General features: G+C 67.0%; 16 protein-coding genes and 1 tRNA gene. 9 read left to right on the top strand and 8 right to left on the bottom strand.

The genetic code is table 11. The features are described 5' to 3' along the window. Positions 1 to 12 precede the first annotated feature (12 nt). From ppk2 to AC3WLE_RS18150, 3 genes are all read right to left on the bottom strand, one after another. On the bottom strand, positions 13 to 1,125 hold the full coding sequence (gene ppk2, locus AC3WLE_RS18140; RefSeq protein WP_492353406.1) for a polyphosphate kinase 2: 1,113 nt from the start codon (positions 1,123 to 1,125) through the stop codon (positions 13 to 15). A 13-nt stretch (positions 1,126 to 1,138) separates the two neighbouring features. Next, positions 1,139 to 1,354 carry an HP1242/YdcH family protein gene (locus tag AC3WLE_RS18145; protein ID WP_492320979.1) on the bottom strand — a complete coding sequence of 72 codons (216 nt, stop codon included), beginning with the start codon at positions 1,352 to 1,354 and terminating at the stop codon, positions 1,139 to 1,141. A 223-nt stretch (positions 1,355 to 1,577) separates the two neighbouring features. After that, positions 1,578 to 2,396, bottom strand: coding sequence for an inositol monophosphatase family protein (locus tag AC3WLE_RS18150; RefSeq protein WP_010808970.1), 819 nt, complete (start codon positions 2,394 to 2,396; stop codon positions 1,578 to 1,580). Between the two features lie 191 nt (positions 2,397 to 2,587). On the opposite strand from AC3WLE_RS18150, the gene AC3WLE_RS18155 reads away from it, so the two are divergent. Continuing rightward, positions 2,588 to 3,418: an RNA methyltransferase gene (locus AC3WLE_RS18155; protein ID WP_492353325.1), complete on the top strand. Its 831-nt coding sequence runs from the start codon at positions 2,588 to 2,590 to the stop codon at positions 3,416 to 3,418. A 305-nt stretch (positions 3,419 to 3,723) separates the two neighbouring features. Next, complete coding sequence (gene cysE, locus AC3WLE_RS18160) at positions 3,724 to 4,467, top strand: serine O-acetyltransferase (RefSeq protein WP_492353324.1); 744 nt, start codon at positions 3,724 to 3,726, stop codon at positions 4,465 to 4,467. A gap of 30 nt (positions 4,468 to 4,497) precedes the next feature. Here the strand turns inward: cysE and AC3WLE_RS18165 are convergent, their stop codons facing one another. From AC3WLE_RS18165 to AC3WLE_RS18180, 4 genes are all read right to left on the bottom strand, one after another. Further along, entirely contained in the window at positions 4,498 to 5,295 is a 798-nt protein-coding gene (locus AC3WLE_RS18165; RefSeq protein WP_492320981.1) for a UDP-2,3-diacylglucosamine diphosphatase, read from the bottom strand. Between the two features lie 66 nt (positions 5,296 to 5,361). Continuing rightward, positions 5,362 to 5,862, bottom strand: a complete 501-nt coding sequence (locus tag AC3WLE_RS18170) for a peptidylprolyl isomerase (protein ID WP_010808966.1) — start codon at positions 5,860 to 5,862, stop codon at positions 5,362 to 5,364. 23 nt (positions 5,863 to 5,885) lie between these two features. Further along, positions 5,886 to 6,470 (bottom strand): peptidylprolyl isomerase, encoded by a 585-nt coding sequence (locus AC3WLE_RS18175; RefSeq protein WP_492353323.1) that lies wholly within the window; start codon positions 6,468 to 6,470, stop codon positions 5,886 to 5,888. Positions 6,471 to 6,544: 74 nt separating this feature from the next. Continuing rightward, positions 6,545 to 7,255 (bottom strand): tetratricopeptide repeat protein, encoded by a 711-nt coding sequence (locus AC3WLE_RS18180; RefSeq protein ID WP_492357057.1) that lies wholly within the window; start codon positions 7,253 to 7,255, stop codon positions 6,545 to 6,547. 285 nt (positions 7,256 to 7,540) lie between these two features. Here AC3WLE_RS18180 and cysS point away from each other — a divergent pair, with 285 nt between their 5' ends. The 6 genes from cysS (at position 7,541) to AC3WLE_RS18210 (ending at position 13,854) form a co-directional block, all read left to right on the top strand. After that, entirely contained in the window at positions 7,541 to 8,929 is a 1,389-nt protein-coding gene (gene cysS / locus AC3WLE_RS18185; RefSeq protein WP_492357056.1) for a cysteine--tRNA ligase, read from the top strand. Then, complete coding sequence (locus tag AC3WLE_RS18190) at positions 8,926 to 9,753, top strand: DNA-3-methyladenine glycosylase family protein (RefSeq protein ID WP_492320984.1); 828 nt, start codon at positions 8,926 to 8,928, stop codon at positions 9,751 to 9,753. Before cysS ends, AC3WLE_RS18190 begins: the two co-directional genes overlap by 4 nt. 115 nt (positions 9,754 to 9,868) lie before the next feature. Beyond that, positions 9,869 to 10,840: an acetyl-CoA carboxylase carboxyltransferase subunit alpha gene (locus tag AC3WLE_RS18195; protein WP_492357055.1), complete on the top strand. Its 972-nt coding sequence runs from the start codon at positions 9,869 to 9,871 to the stop codon at positions 10,838 to 10,840. After that, on the top strand, positions 10,806 to 12,257 hold the full coding sequence (gene tilS, locus AC3WLE_RS18200; RefSeq protein ID WP_492357054.1) for a tRNA lysidine(34) synthetase TilS: 1,452 nt from the start codon (positions 10,806 to 10,808) through the stop codon (positions 12,255 to 12,257). Before AC3WLE_RS18195 ends, tilS begins: the two co-directional genes overlap by 35 nt. Positions 12,258 to 12,380: 123 nt before the next feature. After that, positions 12,381 to 13,631 (top strand): aspartate kinase, encoded by a 1,251-nt coding sequence (locus tag AC3WLE_RS18205; protein WP_492320986.1) that lies wholly within the window; start codon positions 12,381 to 12,383, stop codon positions 13,629 to 13,631. 129 nt (positions 13,632 to 13,760) lie between these two features. Continuing rightward, positions 13,761 to 13,854, top strand: a tRNA-Ser gene (locus tag AC3WLE_RS18210). Positions 13,855 to 13,993: 139 nt separating this feature from the next. Here the strand turns inward: AC3WLE_RS18210 and AC3WLE_RS18215 are convergent. Next, positions 13,994 to 14,644 carry a TetR/AcrR family transcriptional regulator gene (locus AC3WLE_RS18215; RefSeq protein ID WP_492357053.1) on the bottom strand — a complete coding sequence of 217 codons (651 nt, stop codon included), beginning with the start codon at positions 14,642 to 14,644 and terminating at the stop codon, positions 13,994 to 13,996. Positions 14,645 to 14,900: 256 nt separating this feature from the next. Between AC3WLE_RS18215 and AC3WLE_RS18220 the strand changes: the two genes are divergently transcribed. Beyond that, a complete protein-coding gene (locus AC3WLE_RS18220; protein ID WP_492320988.1) occupies positions 14,901 to 15,194 on the top strand; it encodes a hypothetical protein in 294 nt (97 codons plus the stop codon). The last annotated feature ends 110 nt before the right edge of the window (positions 15,195 to 15,304 follow it).

The following is a 15,304-nucleotide window of genomic DNA, read 5'->3' on the forward strand; positions in this document are numbered from 1 at the left end:
AGGGGGCGAGGTTCAGTTGGCCAGCGCGCGTCCCACGATCAGCGGGTCGGGCTGCCCGATGGCAGTGGTGTCCCGGTTGCCGTAGGGGAAGCGCGACAGGATGGCACGCAGCGCATTGAGCCGCGCGCGCTTCTTGCAGTCCGAGCGGATGACCGTCCACGGCGCATCGGCGGTGTCGGTGTGGGCGAACATGGCCTCCTTGGCCTGGGTGTATTCGTCCCATTTGTCCAGCGAGGCAAGGTCGACCGGGCTCAGCTTCCATTGCTTGAGCGGGTGGATCTCGCGCTCGCGGAAGCGCCGGCGCTGTTCCTTCTGGCTGACCGAGAACCAGAACTTGAACAGGTGGATGCCGCTGCGCACCAGATGCCGCTCGAAGTCCGGCGCCTGCTGCAGGAAGTCCTGGTATTCGCGCTGCGAGCAGAAGCCCATCACGTGCTCCACGCCGGCGCGGTTGTACCAGGAGCGGTCGAACAGCACGATCTCGCCGGCCGACGGCAGGTGCTGCACATAGCGCTGGAAGTACCATTGCCCGCGCTCGGCCTCGGTGGGTTTTTCCAGCGCCACCACGCGCGCGCCGCGCGGGTTCATGTGTTCCATGAAGCGTTTGATGGTGCCGCCCTTGCCGGCGGCGTCGCGCCCTTCGAATACGATTACCACGCGCTGGCCGGTCTCGCGCACCCAGGCCTGGAACTTGAGCAGCTCCACCTGCAGGCGGTACTTCTGCTTTTCATAATTGCGCCGCGACATCAGGTTCTGGTACGGGTACGCGCCTTCGCGCCAGCCCGCGGACAGCTCGTCGTCCGGATGGCGCTTGCGGCCGGCCTGCCACGCGGCGGGATCGCCTTCGAGGATCAGGCTGCGCAGCTGCGCAGCCTCGTCGGGCGCCAGGCCGTCAAGCAGCGTGCGCATGGCGTCGAGCATGTCGGCGCCGTTGCCTGCGCGGCTGGCCAGGATGTCCTGCATGCTGCTGGCCGCCAGCTGCACCGAGGCGTCGACGGCGCTCTCGACCTCATTGCGCTGGGCTGACAGCGCCGAGTTGGTGGGCAGCACGTCGCCCCTGGCCGTGGCGCGGGCACGTGGCGCGGTGGCGGTGTGGGAGGATTGGATGGTGTCGCGATCTGTCATCTGCGGTCCTCCGTCAGGCTGGGGTGTTGCGCAGGATCGCGTAGAGCTGGTCCTTGAGCAGGAGTTTCTCTTTCTTCAGCCGCTCGATCTCGAAGGTGGAGGCCGGCACCAGCCCCGACTCCATGTTGTGGATTTCCTGGTCCAGCGCGTTGTGGCGGTGGAACAGGCGCGCGAAGCGGGCATCCTGGGTCTTCAGGGTGGTGATCTGGTCGCGGTATTCGGGAAACATGCTGGCTCTCCTGCTGGATCCGCGCGCACGGGGCGTGGCGCATGGTTTCATTTTGGGGAGGGCAGGGTGGGGCGACCTTGACGAGGATCATGGCCGTCCGGGGAATGAGAAAGGTCTGCAGTGCAGGGCGCGCTGGCAGGCGCGGCGCACCATGCAAAACGCCCGCCGGGGTGCGGCGGGCGTCGGGGTGTGGCTGATCTGGCCGTCAGGCCATGTGCCGGTGTCAGGCGGCGGGCTTGGCGTTGTCCAGCGAGAACGGCGACAGCAGGCGCACCATCTGGGCGAATGCCTTGGGGTTGCCGGCCAGCACTTCGCCCTGTTCCATCTGGCGCGGTTCGCCGGCGTAGTTGCCGACCAGGCCGCCCGATTCGGTGATCAGCAGCATGCCTGCAGCCATGTCCCAAGGCTGCAGGCCGCGCTCGAAGAAGCCGTCCAGGCGGCCGCAGGCCACATAGGCCAGGTCCAGCGCGGCGGCGCCCGGCCGGCGCAGGCCGGCGCAGTTGCGGGTCATCAGCGCGAACAATTCCATGTATTCGTCCAGGCCTTCCAGGTCGCGGAACGGGAAGCCGGTGCCGATCAGGCAGTCGGCCAGCTTGTCGCGGCGCGTGACGCGGATGCGGCGGTTGTTCAGGAAGGCGCCGGCGCCCTTGCTGGCGGTGAAGAGCTCGTCGCGGGTCGGGTCGTAGACCACGGCCTGCACGGGCGTGCCGCGGTGCAACTGGGCGATCGAGACCGCGTATTGCGGGAAGCCGTGGATGAAGTTGGTGGTGCCGTCCAGCGGGTCGATGACCCAGGTGTACTCGTGGGAGTCTTCACCCTCGGCCCAGGACTGGCCGGATTCTTCCGCTAGAATGCCGTGTTCCGGGTAGGCCGTGCGCAGGATCTCGATGACCGCGGCTTCGGCGGCGCGGTCCACCTCGGTGACAAAATCGTTGTGTTGCTTGCGCGAGACGCGCACCAGATCGACGTCGAGCGACGCGCGGTTGATGATGGATCCCGCTTTGCGGGCCGCCTTGATGGCGATATTGAGCATCGGATGCATGAATCTCTCCAGGCCGGCCACGACGAGGCGGCGGGGCGCAAAAGCGCCGCACGCCCGCTCATGGGCAGCTGACAACACAACGGATTGTAGAAGAACGTCGGGCGTCGCCGGTTCTGCTGCAAATGTGCCGCGAGAGTCTCGCGAGCAAGCAAAAACCTGGCGCCGCGCCAAAGAAGAACCCCGAATTGTATATGAACCCGGCAATTGATACGAGCCAGCCCGCTGCCGATGGCAACAGCGGTGATACCGGCGGCAACGCTTTCGGCCGCGTGCGCTTCGTGCTGGTCGAAACCAGCCACCCGGGCAACGTGGGCTCGGTGGCGCGCGCGATCAAGACCATGGGCTTCGGCAGCCTGGTGCTGGTCTCGCCACGCGAGCCGGATGTGCTGCGGCACCCCGACGCCATCGCCATGGCCAGCGGTGCCGACGATGTGCTGGCGGGCGCGCTCATCGTCGACCAGGTCGACGCGGCGCTGGCCGGCGCCGCGCTGACCGTGGCGATGACCGCGCGCCACCGCGAATTCGGCCCGCCGCGGCTGCTGCCGCGCGCCGCCGCGGAACGCGCGCGCCAGACGCTGTCTGGCAGCGGCGGCGTTGCCTTCGTGTTCGGCAACGAGCGCTATGGTTTGCCCAATGAAGTGGTCGAGCGCTGCAACACAGTCACCCATATCCCCGCCAATCCCGCCTATACCTCGCTCAACCTGGCGCAGGCGGTGCAGCTCATCGCCTACGAGATGCGGCTGTCGCTGCTGGAGGCGGCCCCGGACGCCGGCGCCAATATCGGCTATGCTGGTGAGCCGGCCACGGCCGAGCAGGTCGAGGCCATGTTCGGCCATCTGCAGACGGGCCTGGAGGCAATCGGCTTTCTCGATCCGTCCAACCCGCGCAGGCTGATGACCCGGCTGCGCCGGCTGCTGGCGCGCAGCGGCCTGGAGCGCGAGGAAGTGAATATCCTGCGCGGCATCGCCAAGCATATGCTGATCGCCGCGCAGAACCAGCCGGGCCCGCGCAAGGACCGGTGACAGGAGCGAGGACAGTGGCAGCAAACCGGAGCGATTCGATGCAGGGCGACGCAGGCACGCGCGGCAATCGCGCGCGCTGTCGCCTTGCGGCTGCGGGTTTGCGCAGGCCCGGGCGATGTTGACCGCAGCATCGCCGCAATGTCCCTGACGGATCAGGGGCCAAACACCGGCACCCCAAGCGGGTCCGGCAAATCACTTACACTCCCTGATCCCGTCCCCACCGGCCACTGACCTCGCCGGCGACCCTGCCCCGGGCACCAGCCCGCGTGGCGCGGCGCACGGCGCGGCAACACGACACGACCAAGATGTTCTCTCGCCTGAAGGAAGATATCGACACCATCATGCTGCGCGATCCCGCCGCGCGCAGCCGCCTGGAAGTGCTGACCTGCTACCCCGGCCTGCATGCCGTGATGTTCCACCGCTTTGCGCATCGATGCTGGAACGCGGGCTTCCACTGGCTGGGGCGCTGGATCTCGCACTGGGCGCGGTTTTTTACCGGCATCGAAATCCATCCGGCGGTCAAGCTGGGCCGGCGCGTCTTCATCGACCACGGCATGGGTGTGGTGATCGGCGAGACCGCCGAGATCGGCGATGACTGCACCATCTACCAGGGCGTGACGCTGGGTGGCACCTCGCTGTACAAGGGCCAGAAGCGGCATCCCACGCTGGGCGCCAACGTGGTGGTGAGCGCGGGCGCCAAGGTGCTGGGCGGATTCGTGGTGGGCGACGGCGCGCGCGTGGGCTCCAACGCGGTGGTGCTAAAGCCGGTGCCGCCGGGCGCGACCGCCGTGGGCATCCCCGCCCGCATCATCCTGCCGGATGCGCCATCGGCGCAGCAGGGTGCCAAGCAGGAGTTCTCGGCCTATGGCATCACGCCCAATGCGGACGATCCGGTGTCGCTGGCGCTCAAGAGCCTGATCGACAATGCGGGGCGCCAGCACGACCGCATCGAGGCGGTGCTGGCCGCGCTCGACCGGCTTGGCGAACACCTGGAGAACACGCCGAACGATCCCTTCGACGCGAGCGAACTGCGCAGGCTGATGAAGTGAGCGGGGCAGGGGCCGGGCCGGCGCTGCCGCTCAGTCGGTCTGCGGCAACAGGCGGAAGCCGTCGCGATCCAGTTGCAGCACCGCGGCGCGCGGATGGGCGCCGTCCAGGTCCCAGTCAGTAAGCACCCAGCGCACGCCGGCGGCGTCTTCATGCCGTGCCGGGCGGTGCGTGTGTCCATGCACCAGCAGCGACGCACCGGCGGCGCCGAGCAACTCGGCCGCGGCCGCGGGCGCCACATCACCATAAATCACCGGCACGGCCGCTCCCGCGCTCAATTGCCTGGCACGGTTGCCTTCACTGTCTGCCCGCAGCTTGCGGGCGATCGACAGACGCGCGCTCAGCGGCAGTGCCAGGAACACGCGTTGCACCCAGCGCTTGCGGGTCCAGCGGCGGAAGCGGTTATAGCGTTCATCGTCGATGCACAGCATGTCGCCGTGGCTCAGCACCACGCGCTGGCCGGCACAGTGGATCACGGCGGGGTCGGGCAGCAGGCGGGCACCGGCCGCGCTGGCGAAGCGCTGGCCCAGCAGGAAGTCGCGGTTGCCGTGCATCAGGTACACGGCCACGCCGCGCGCGGCCAGTGCGCGCAGGGCGCCGGTCACGCGCTGCGCGAAGGGCGAGTCGGTTTCTTCGTCGCCGATCCAGAATTCAAAGAAGTCGCCCAGGATGAACAGCGTGCGCGCGTGCTGTGCGGCGCGCTCGAGCGTGCGCTCGAAGGCCGCCAGCGTGCGGGGCATGCCGGGCGTCAGGTGCAGGTCTGAAATGAACCACGCCGGCGCCTGTGCCTCGAAGGGACCGGCCACCGGCGTGTGGGGGATCGCGGTCATGCGCGGTGTCGGAAGGGGAATGCCGGCACGTGGATGCGCACGGAACCGCAATCGTCAGGCATCGGCTTACTCGACGATGACGGCCTTCTCGATCACCACGTCTTCCAGCGGCACGTCCTGGTGGAAGCCCGAGCTGCCGGTGCGCACGCCCTTGATCTGGTCGACCACGTCGGTGCCTTCCACGACCTTGCCGAACACGGCATAGCCGAAGCCCTGCGGCGTGGGCGAGGAGAAGTTCAGGAAGTCGTTGTCGACCACGTTGATGAAGAACTGCGCGGTGGCCGAGTGCGGGGCGTTGGTGCGCGCCATGGCCACGGTGTAGCGGTCATTCTTCAGGCCGTTGCCGGCTTCGTTCTCGATCGGGGCGTCGGTGCCCTTTTGCTTCATGCCGGGCTCGAAGCCGCCGCCCTGGATCATGAAGTTCTTGATCACGCGGTGGAAGATGGTGTTGTCGTAGTGGCCCTTGCGCACGTATGACAGGAAGTTCTCGACCGACTTCGGGGCCTTCTCGGCGTCGAGTTCAATGGTGATGACACCCTGGTTGGTGTGGAGCTGGACCTTGGACATGGGATTTCCTCTGTTCGGTAGTGTTATTTGACGACGGTGGCCGACTCGATCACGATCGGCGCGGCCGGCACATTGCGCATGGGGCCGTAGGCCGTGGTCGGCACGCTCTTGATCTTGTCGATCGTCTCCATGCCTTCCACCACCTTGCCGAACACTGCGTAGCCGTTGCCGTCCGGCTGCGGGTAGTCGAGATTCGGATTATCCACCACATTGACGAAGAACTGCGCGGTGGCCGAGTTGGGGTCGCTGGTGCGTGCCATGGCCACCATGCCGGCCTTGTTCTTCAGACCGCCGCGGGCTTCCAGCGGGATCGGCGCACGGGTGGGCTTTTCCTTCATGTCGCGGTCGAAGCCGCCGCCCTGCACCATGAAGCCATTGATTACGCGATGGAAGATGGTGCCACTGTAGAAGCCGCTTTTCACATATTCCAGGAAGTTCGCGACGGTCTTGGGCGCGGCCTCGGGGTAGAGCTCGACGGTGAACTTGCCGGCACTGGTGATGAACTGGACGCGCTCGGCGGCCTTTTGCTGAGCCATTGCGTTGAACGAGGACAGTGCCAGGGCGCCTGCGGTCAGGCCGGCCAGGACGATGCGACGGGAACGGATCATGAAGGAACTCCGGTAAGTCTGGATGATGCACATGGTCCGGGCGCGCCGCGCCCGGGCCTTGGGATGGGTGGCCGTCAGTTCGCGGCAGGGGCGCTGGCAGGTGCCTGGCGCTGCGCTGGCGTTGCCTTGCGGCCGGTGCCGGCGGGCGCCGCCGGCTTGACCGGCGCCGCGGCATCAGGGTTCAGCTGGCGCAGGCCGGCGCTGGCGCGGGCATCGCCCGGATTGCGGCGCAGCGCTTCGGCGTAGGCCTGCTCGGCCAGGCGGCGGTAGACGTCGCCCAGGTTGGTATAGCCGATGGCAAAGCCCGGCTTGACTTCGGTGGCCAGCAGCAACTCGGCCTCGGCGCGCTTCAGGTCGCCGCGCTTGGCGTAGAGCAGCGCCAGGTTGTTGTGGGGCTCGGGCAGTTCCGGGAACTCCTGCGCCATTTCGGCAAAGGCCTGGATGGCGGCGTCTTCGCGGCCGGACTGGGCCAGGGCCCAGGCGCGCTGGAAGCGTGCCTGCGCATTGCGCGGGTTGGCGGTCAGCACGCGGTCGAAGCCCTTGATGGCTTCGTCGTAGCGGCGCGCGTTGGCGGCCTGCTGGGCCTCGCTCATGCCAGGATCGGTCGACTGGATGCCGCCGACCGGCGTCGTCGGCGCGGCCAGCGACAGCGGGCCGTTCTGCGCGTAGGCAGGGGCCGCCAGCGCGGCGGCCAGGGCCAGCAGGGGCAGTACGGCGCGATGGCCGCGTCGGCGCGCGGGGGCGGCGAACATGGCAGAAGACGGGGAGGGCAGCGGCAGGCTCATTGAGGACAGGTCCGTTATACTCCGCGGCATTCTAGCAAAGCGGCAAGTCCGGCACGAAGGGCGATGACATCGGGGCAGCGGGCGCGGCATCTCGCGCGGCGCTGGCGGCGCCGTGCCGGAGGCAACCAGCGCAGCGCCTTCCGGTAAGATATGGGGCGCGACGGAATTGCGCCAGTGGCCCGCGTTGCCACCGGCGGCCTGCCAGGCGCCGGGCAACCGGCGCCACGGCCCGCGCTGCCTGCTGTGCGAACCGCGGCAGTCTCCTCTCACCACTCACTTCGTTTCATGCAGCTTCTGAACATCTACAACACGCTCGCGCGTGAGAAACAGCCATTCGTGCCAATCGAACCCGGCAAGGTCCGCATGTATGTGTGCGGCATGACGGTGTACGACTATTGTCACGTTGGCCACGCTCGCGTGATGGTGGTGTTCGACATGGTGCACCGCTGGCTGCGTGCCGCCGGCTACGAGGTGACGTATGTGCAGAACATCACCGACATCGACGACAAGATCATCCGCCGCGCGGCCGAGAACGGCGAGACCATCGGCGAGCTGACCGCGCGCTTCATCCAGTACATGCACGAGGATGCCGCCGCGCTGGGCGTGATCCGCCCCGACCACGAGCCGCGCGCCACCGACTACGTGCCGCAGATGCTCGACATGATCGGCAAGCTGGAAGCCAAGGGCCTGGCCTACCAGGCCAGCGACGGCGACGTGAACTATTCGGTGCGCAAGTTCGCCGGCTACGGCAAGCTCTCGGGCAAGTCGCTGGAAGACCTGCGCGCCGGCGAGCGTGTCAGCGCCAACGACGCCAAGCAGGACCCGCTCGACTTCGTGCTTTGGAAGTCCGCCAAGGCCAGCGAGCCGCCCGAGAGCAAGTGGGACTCGAAGTGGGGCGCCGGCCGCCCGGGCTGGCACATTGAATGCTCCGCCATGAGCTGCACGCTGCTGGGCGAGCATTTCGACATCCATGGCGGCGGGGCTGACCTGCAGTTCCCGCACCACGAGAACGAGATTGCGCAGTCTGAAGGCGCCAGCGGCAAGCCCTTCGTCAACATGTGGATGCACAACGGCTTCGTGCGCATCAACGACGAAAAAATGTCCAAGTCGCTTGGCAATTTCTTCACCATCCGCGAGGTCCTGAAGTCGTACGACGCCGAGGTCGTGCGCTTCTTCATCCTGCGCGCGCACTACCGCAGCCCGCTGAACTACAGCGACGCGCACCTGGACGATGCGCGCCACGCCCTGACACGCCTGTACACGGCGCTCAAGGACAGCCAGCCGGGCGGCTGCGCGGTGGACTGGGACGAGCCGCACGCCAGGCGCTTTGCCGAGGCCATGGGCGACGACTTCAACACGCCGATCGCGATGTCGGTACTGTTCGACCTGGCCAGCGAGATCAACCGCACCGGCTCGACCGCGGCCGCGCGCCAGCTCAAGGGGCTGGCGGGCACGCTGGGCCTGCTCGAGCGCGACCCACATACTTTCCTGCAAGGCGGCAGGTCCGACGACGGCATCTCGCCGGAACAGATCGAGACCCTGATCGCCGCGCGCAAGACCGCCAAGGTGGAGCGCAACTTTGCCGAAGCGGACCGCATCCGCGCGCAACTGCTGGAAGCTGGCATCGTGCTGGAAGACAAGCCGGGCGGTGCCACCGAGTGGAGGCGTGCTTGAACGCTGCCGCGCGCAAGCCAGCCATCGCCACGCCTCCCGCCACGAGGGGCCGGGTGAAGGCGGCCGGTCCGCGCCCGGGCAAGGCTGGCGCCAAGGAGGCGCCGCTGCCTGACGGCAAGGACACGGCCAGGGGCACGCGCAATGCCAAGGCCGTGCTGCCCGAGGCGGATGCGGTGCCGCTGCCGGTCGAAACCGTCATCGACGCGGTGCGCCCCGCCTACTGGGACGAGGCCTGCGCCGACCTGATGAAGCGCGACCGCATCCTGCGCAAGATGATCCCGACCTACGGCCCGGCGCACCTGGTGTCGCGCGGGGATCCGTTCGTCACGCTGGCGCGCGCGGTGGTGGGCCAGCAGATCTCGGTCAAGGCGGCACAGTCGGTGTGGGAGCGGCTGCATGCCCTGTGCCCCAGGCTGACCCCGGCACAGTTCCTGCGCGCCGGTCCCGAGAAGCTGGCCGGTTGCGGCCTGTCCAAGCGCAAGGGGGAATACCTGGTCGACCTGGCCGACCACTTCAAGGCGGGCACGGTGCATGTCGGCGAATGGGCGCAGATGGACGACGAAGCAGTAATTGCGGAGCTGACGCAGATCCGCGGCATCGGCCGCTGGACCGCCGAGATGTTCCTGATGTTCAACCTGATGCGGCCCAACGTGCTGCCGCTCGATGACATCGGCCTGATCAACGCGATCTCCGCCAATTACTTCAGTGGCGAGCCGGTCACGCGCAGCGAGGCGCGCGAGGTGGCGGCCAACTGGGAGCCATGGCGAACTGTGGCCACGTGGTATATGTGGCGCAGTCTCGACCCGCTGCCAGTGACGTATTAGGCATCACAGCAAGAAAATTTAGTGGCAGGTGCAGTCCGGGCTATCTGGCAGGCGCTAAGATAGCGACCAAATTCCGGTAGAATGCGCCCCTTCACAGACAGGTACGTGTGATTTTATGAAAACCACCTTCCTGGATTTTGAGCAGCCCATTGCCGAACTCGAGGCAAAGATCGAAGAACTGCGCTTTGTGCAGGACGATTCGGCTGTTGATATTTCCGAAGAAATTTCGCGGCTGGCCGGCAAGAGCCAGCAGCTGACCAAAGACATCTACGCCAACCTGACCCCGTGGCAGGTTGCGCAAATCGCCCGCCACCCCCAGCGTCCCTATACGCTGGACTACGTGCGCGAGATCTTTACCGATTTCCACGAGCTGCACGGCGACCGCACCTTTGCCGACGATCTTTCGATCATCGGCGGCCTGGCGCGCTTCAACGGCCAGGCGTGCATGGTCATCGGCCACCAGAAGGGCCGTGACACGAAAGAGCGCGCCATGCGCAATTTCGGCATGCCCAAGCCCGAGGGCTACCGCAAGGCCAAGCGCCTGATGGAGCTGGCGGACAAGTTCGGCCTGCCGATTTTCACTTTCGTTGACACCCCGGGCGCATTCCCCGGCATCGACGCCGAAGAGCGCGGCCAGTCCGAAGCCATCGGCCACAACCTGTACGTGATGGCCGGCCTGAAGGTGCCCCTGATCGCCACCATCATCGGTGAAGGCGGTTCGGGCGGCGCGCTGGCGATTGCCGTGGGCGACGTGGTGCAGATGCTGCAGTTCGCCACCTACGCGGTGATTTCGCCGGAAGGCTGCGCCTCGATCCTGTGGAAGACCGCCGAGAAGGCACCGGAAGCCGCCGAGGCGCTCGGCCTGACCGCGCACCGCCTGAAGGCGCTGGGCCTGATCGACAAGATCGTGAGCGAGCCCCTGGGCGGCGCGCACCGTGACTACAAGGGCATGGCGGCGATGCTCAAGCGCTCGCTGGCCGAGTCGCTGCGTCAGTTCCAGGGCATGAGCGTGAAGGAGCTGCAGGCTCGCCGCTATGAGCGCCTGCTCGCCTATGGCAAGTTCAAGGACACCGGCACCCAGGACTGACCCGTCCGCCCGGCTGACCGACAAGGTCGCACAGGCCCTCCAGGCCGGTGCGGCCTTTGTTGTTTCTGGCGGCGGCACGGGCGCGGCGACGATCGCGGTGGCCCTGTCGGGCGGGCGCGATTCGGTCGCGCTGCTGCATGCCGCCCGCGCGGCCGCGGCGGAGTGGGGCGTTGGCGCGCGCGTGGTGGCGCTGCATGTCCACCACGGCCTGCAGGCGGATGCCGACGACTGGGACCGTTTCTGCGCCGCGCAGTGCGCGCAGTGGCAGGTCGGCTATTTCGTGCGGCGGGTGTCGGTGCAGCCCGAAGCGGGCGAGGGCGTGGAAGCGGCCGCGCGCCGCGCGCGCTATGCCGCGCTGGCGGCGATGTGCGCCGACAGCGGCGCGCGCCTGCTGCTGTTCGCCCACCACCAGGACGACCAGGTCGAGACCGTGCTGCTGCGGCTGTTCCGCGGCGCCGGCGTGGCCGGCATGGCTGGCATGCCAGCGCTGCGCCCGCTCGACGAGCGCAGCGGCGTGACGCTGCTGCGCCCCTGGCTGGACGTGGCCCGCGCCGAGATCGAGGCCTACTGCGCGGCCAACGCGCTGCAATGGGTCGACGACCCGTCCAATGCCGATGAACGCTATGCGCGCAATGCCTTGCGCGCGCACCTGCCGGCGCTGGTCGCGGCCTTCCCGGCGTTGTCGGCCAACGTGGTGCAGGCGGCAGCGCATTTCGCCCAGGCAGGCGCACTGATCGATGAACTGGCAGCCGCCTCGCTGGCGGCGCTGGCACGCCCCGGCCGCGATGCCGACACGCTTGCCGAACTCGACCTGGCAGGGCTGCGCGCCTTGCCCGTGGCACATGCCGATGCCGTGCTGCGCTTCTGGCTGCGCGACCTCGGCGTGCGCGCGCCTTCCACTGCCAGGCTGGCGGCGATGCGCGAGCAACTGGTCGCCCACGCTGGCGGCGAGCCCGCGATCGCGCATGAGGGGCTGGTCCTGCGCCGCTTCCGCGACCGCGTGCTGGCCTGCACGCCGCCACCGATCGCCGCGCCGGCACCCGTGACGCTGGACTGGCGCGGCGAGGCCCGTATCGTCGTGCCTGCCTGGCGCGGCGAACTCCATTTCTTCCGTGATGACACCTTCGGCGTGCCCGAAGCGGCGCTGCGCCAGCCCTTGCGCCTGGCCGCCCGCAGCGGCGGCGAGCGTATCGTGCTGCGCCCGGGCGGCCCGGCCCGGGCCCTGAAGCAAGCCTGCCAGGAAGCCGGCATCCCGGCCTGGCGCCGCGCCTGGCTGCCGCTGCTGTGGTCTGGCGATACCCTGGTGCTGGCCGCCGGCCTGGGCATGCACCGCCGCTGGCCGGACGCCCCGGCGGCGCCGCGCTGGCGCGTCGAATGGCATCCGCGGCCGCCGGCAGTGGCGATGCCGACGCACTGAAGCCTCCGGATCGCCGCCGGCATCACTTCCGATCTGCAGCCAGAACCCCGCTCCCGCCTTGCCTGACAGGGCTTGTTCGTGTATTTTCAAGGGCTTTGCACAATCGCTGGCGTCGACAAGAAGATGGCTCTCATCGTTCACAAATACGGCGGCACTTCGATGGGTTCCACGGAACGCATCAAGAATGTCGCCAAGCGCGTGGCCAAGTGGCACCGCGCCGGTCACCGCGTAGTCGTGGTGCCTTCGGCCATGTCGGGCGAGACCAATCGCCTGCTGGGACTCGCCAAGGAAATTTCGCCGCAGCCCAATCCGCGTGAACTGGACATGCTCGCCTCCACCGGCGAACAGGCCAGCGTGGCACTGCTGGCCATCGCGCTGCACGGCCAAGACATCGACGCGGTCAGCTACACCGGCTGGCAAGTGCCGGTGAAGACCGACTCGGCCTATACCAAGGCCCGTATCGAATCGATCGACGACGAGCGCATCCTCGGCGACCTCGACGCCGGCCGCGTGGTCGTGATCACCGGCTTCCAGGGCATCGACGACGACGGCAACATCACCACGCTCGGCCGTGGCGGCTCGGACACCTCGGCCGTGGCCATTGCCGCCGCGATCGAAGCCGACGAGTGCCTGATCTACACCGACGTCGACGGCGTGTACACCACCGACCCGCGCGTGGTCGAAGACGCCCGCCGCCTGGACCAGATCACCTTCGAAGAAATGCTGGAAATGGCCAGCCTCGGCTCCAAGGTGCTGCAGATCCGCTCCGTGGAGTTCGCCGGCAAGTACCGCGTGAAGACCCGCGTGCTGTCGTCGCTGACCGACCCGCTTATGCCGCTCGAGCAGGAAATGCACTCGGGCACGCTGATCACTTTTGAGGAAGACTCCACCATGGAAGCAGCCGTCATCTCCGGCATCGCCTTTGCCCGTGACGAAGCCAAGATCACCGTTCTGGGCGTGCCGGACAAGCCGGGCATCGCCTACCAGATCCTGGGCCCGGTCGCCGACGCCAACATCGACGTCGACATGATCATCCAGAACCAGTCCGTCGACGGCAAGACCGACTTCACCTTCACCGTGCCGCGCGGCGAGTACCAGCGCGCCCTGGCCATCCTGAACGACGGCGTCAAGTCGCATATCGGCGCCGGCAGCGTGTCGGGCGACCCGAAGGTGTCGAAGGTGTCGGTGGTGGGCGTGGGCATGCGCTCGCACGTTGGCATCGCCAGCAAGATGTTCCGCACCCTGTCGGAAGAGGGCATCAACATCCAGATGATCTCCACCTCGGAAATCAAGATCTCGGTGCTGATCGACGAGAAGTACATGGAACTGGCCGTGCGCGCGCTGCACAAGGCTTTCGAACTGGAACAGGCGTGATCCGTTCGTGAACACTTCTGGCGGGGTCGCGATTTTTGTGTTGAGTGATCGATTTTTCGTTGACCAACACGTGCGGCGCCGCTAGAATACGCGCTTCGTTGTGTGGCTCCCTCACACAACGCAAGTTTGGGAGACGTGGCCGAGAGGTCGAAGGCACTCCCCTGCTAAGGGAGCATCCGGGCCAAAACCTGGATCGAGGGTTCGAATCCCTCCGTCTCCGCCAGTCATGGCGGCGAAACCCCGGAAGATCGCGGTCTTCCGGGGTTTTTGTTTTTCTGGCCCATCAGATGCCTTGTGTCAGAGGATGGCGCATTCAAGGCATCTCGGACATCCCGGCGCGATGAGCGATCCGCGCTGCGATTTCAGTCCTTCGGCACGATCACCGCGATGGCGTTGTTGACCAGCGCACCGGTCTCGCTTTCGTCCGGCCGCATGCCGGTGGCCAGCGTCCGGTGCAGCACGCTGGCCAGCACCATGCCGTGGAAGAGCCGGGCGCTGGCCTCGGGACTTGCCGCAAGACGGATGCCGTTGGCCTGGTGCGCGGACAGGAAGGCCGCGATATAGGCGCACGTTGCCTCCGGGCCGCGCGTGTACCAGGCATTGCCCAGCGCCGGAAAGCGCCGCGACTCCGCAAAGATCAGCCGCAGGAACGCCAGGTGCCGTTCTTCCAGCAGCGAATGCAGGAAGCTGTGGGCAATCCTGTGCAGGCCCTGCGCGGCGTTGCAGCGCGACAGGTCCAGTCCTTTCTCTGTCTTCTCCAGGAAGCGGTCGCATAGCCGCTCCACCACCGCGACGAAGAGTCCATCCTTGCCGCCGAAATAGCTGTACACGTTGGTCTTGGAGCCGCCGCACGCCTTGACGATGTCATCCAGGCTGACGCCGTCATAGCCATGTTCCAGGAACATGTCCGCGGCGGTGCTGAGGATCAGCGCGCGTTTCTCTTCGCCGCGGCGCGTGATGCGCACGGGCGGGTGGTGGACCACAGGGGGGGAAGCGCTTTCTGGAGAGCTCATCTGGTGCAGGCATGGCGTCGCGCCCCATGCCGGGGGAGACCCTGCGCAGTCTACCAAAAGCCGGCAGGCTGCTGCGTTTCCCAATGTGACAGGCTCATGGCTTCAAAAAATCAGAACGACTCATTTCGAATTGGAAAATACCGTACGGTACGGTTTTAACTATATTTGCTCACCATGAGCGACGCACTGAAGGACTGGAACCCAGACCCCGGCCAGAACCGGCGCTCTTCTCTTCGATGCTTAACAGGAGCAAGTGATGAAAACGGCAATGTTTGGCGCAGCAGTCGTGCTGGTGATGGCTTCGGCGGCCCAGGCCGCGGTGCGGTCGCCCGATGTCTATGCCGATGGTGCGCGTGCGGAACATGGCTCGATCCCCTCGGCCGCGTCGGCGCAGCGTTCGCAGCCGGGCCGGCTGGTGGACGAGCAGTTCCGCAAGGTCGCAGCGCGCAAGGTCGATCCGTATCTGGACGGCGCGGTACGCGAAGTCGATCCCTTCACCGATGGCGCGCTCGCCCGGATCGGGGAGACCGATCCGTCGGACCGTGCCTGATGATGTGCCGGCGCTGCGTCTGGCGCAGTGCCGGCTGGCTCCCGGTGCAGGTATTCCCGACCTTGCAATGCATCGTGGCACGCCCTAAAATAATTCGTATACCGCATTAG

The sequence above is a fragment of the Cupriavidus sp. FW306-1B-F12B genome, assembly GCF_058781795.1.

Bases quoted from the DNA above. Each gene is read 5' to 3' on its own strand.
- AC3WLE_RS18150 (WP_010808970.1), bottom strand. From the start codon at position 2,396: ATGCATCCGATGCTCAATATCGCCATCAAGGCGGCCCGCAAAGCGGGA.
- AC3WLE_RS18155 (WP_492353325.1), top strand. From the start codon at position 2,588: ATGAACCCGGCAATTGATACGAGCCAGCCCGCTGCCGATGGCAACAGC.
- cysS (WP_492357056.1), top strand. From the start codon at position 7,541: ATGCAGCTTCTGAACATCTACAACACGCTCGCGCGTGAGAAACAGCCA.
- AC3WLE_RS18170 (WP_010808966.1), bottom strand. From the start codon at position 5,862: ATGTCCAAGGTCCAGCTCCACACCAACCAGGGTGTCATCACCATTGAA.
- cysE (WP_492353324.1), top strand. From the start codon at position 3,724: ATGTTCTCTCGCCTGAAGGAAGATATCGACACCATCATGCTGCGCGAT.
- AC3WLE_RS18195 (WP_492357055.1), top strand. From the start codon at position 9,869: ATGAAAACCACCTTCCTGGATTTTGAGCAGCCCATTGCCGAACTCGAG.
- tilS (WP_492357054.1), top strand. From the start codon at position 10,806: ATGGCAAGTTCAAGGACACCGGCACCCAGGACTGACCCGTCCGCCCGG.
- AC3WLE_RS18220 (WP_492320988.1), top strand. From the start codon at position 14,901: ATGAAAACGGCAATGTTTGGCGCAGCAGTCGTGCTGGTGATGGCTTCG.
- ppk2 (WP_492353406.1), bottom strand. From the start codon at position 1,125: ATGACAGATCGCGACACCATCCAATCCTCCCACACCGCCACCGCGCCA.
- AC3WLE_RS18205 (WP_492320986.1), top strand. From the start codon at position 12,381: ATGGCTCTCATCGTTCACAAATACGGCGGCACTTCGATGGGTTCCACG.
- AC3WLE_RS18175 (WP_492353323.1), bottom strand. From the start codon at position 6,470: ATGATCCGTTCCCGTCGCATCGTCCTGGCCGGCCTGACCGCAGGCGCC.
- AC3WLE_RS18145 (WP_492320979.1), bottom strand. From the start codon at position 1,354: ATGTTTCCCGAATACCGCGACCAGATCACCACCCTGAAGACCCAGGAT.
- AC3WLE_RS18165 (WP_492320981.1), bottom strand. From the start codon at position 5,295: ATGACCGCGATCCCCCACACGCCGGTGGCCGGTCCCTTCGAGGCACAG.
- AC3WLE_RS18180 (WP_492357057.1), bottom strand. From the start codon at position 7,255: ATGAGCCTGCCGCTGCCCTCCCCGTCTTCTGCCATGTTCGCCGCCCCC.
- AC3WLE_RS18215 (WP_492357053.1), bottom strand. From the start codon at position 14,644: ATGAGCTCTCCAGAAAGCGCTTCCCCCCCTGTGGTCCACCACCCGCCC.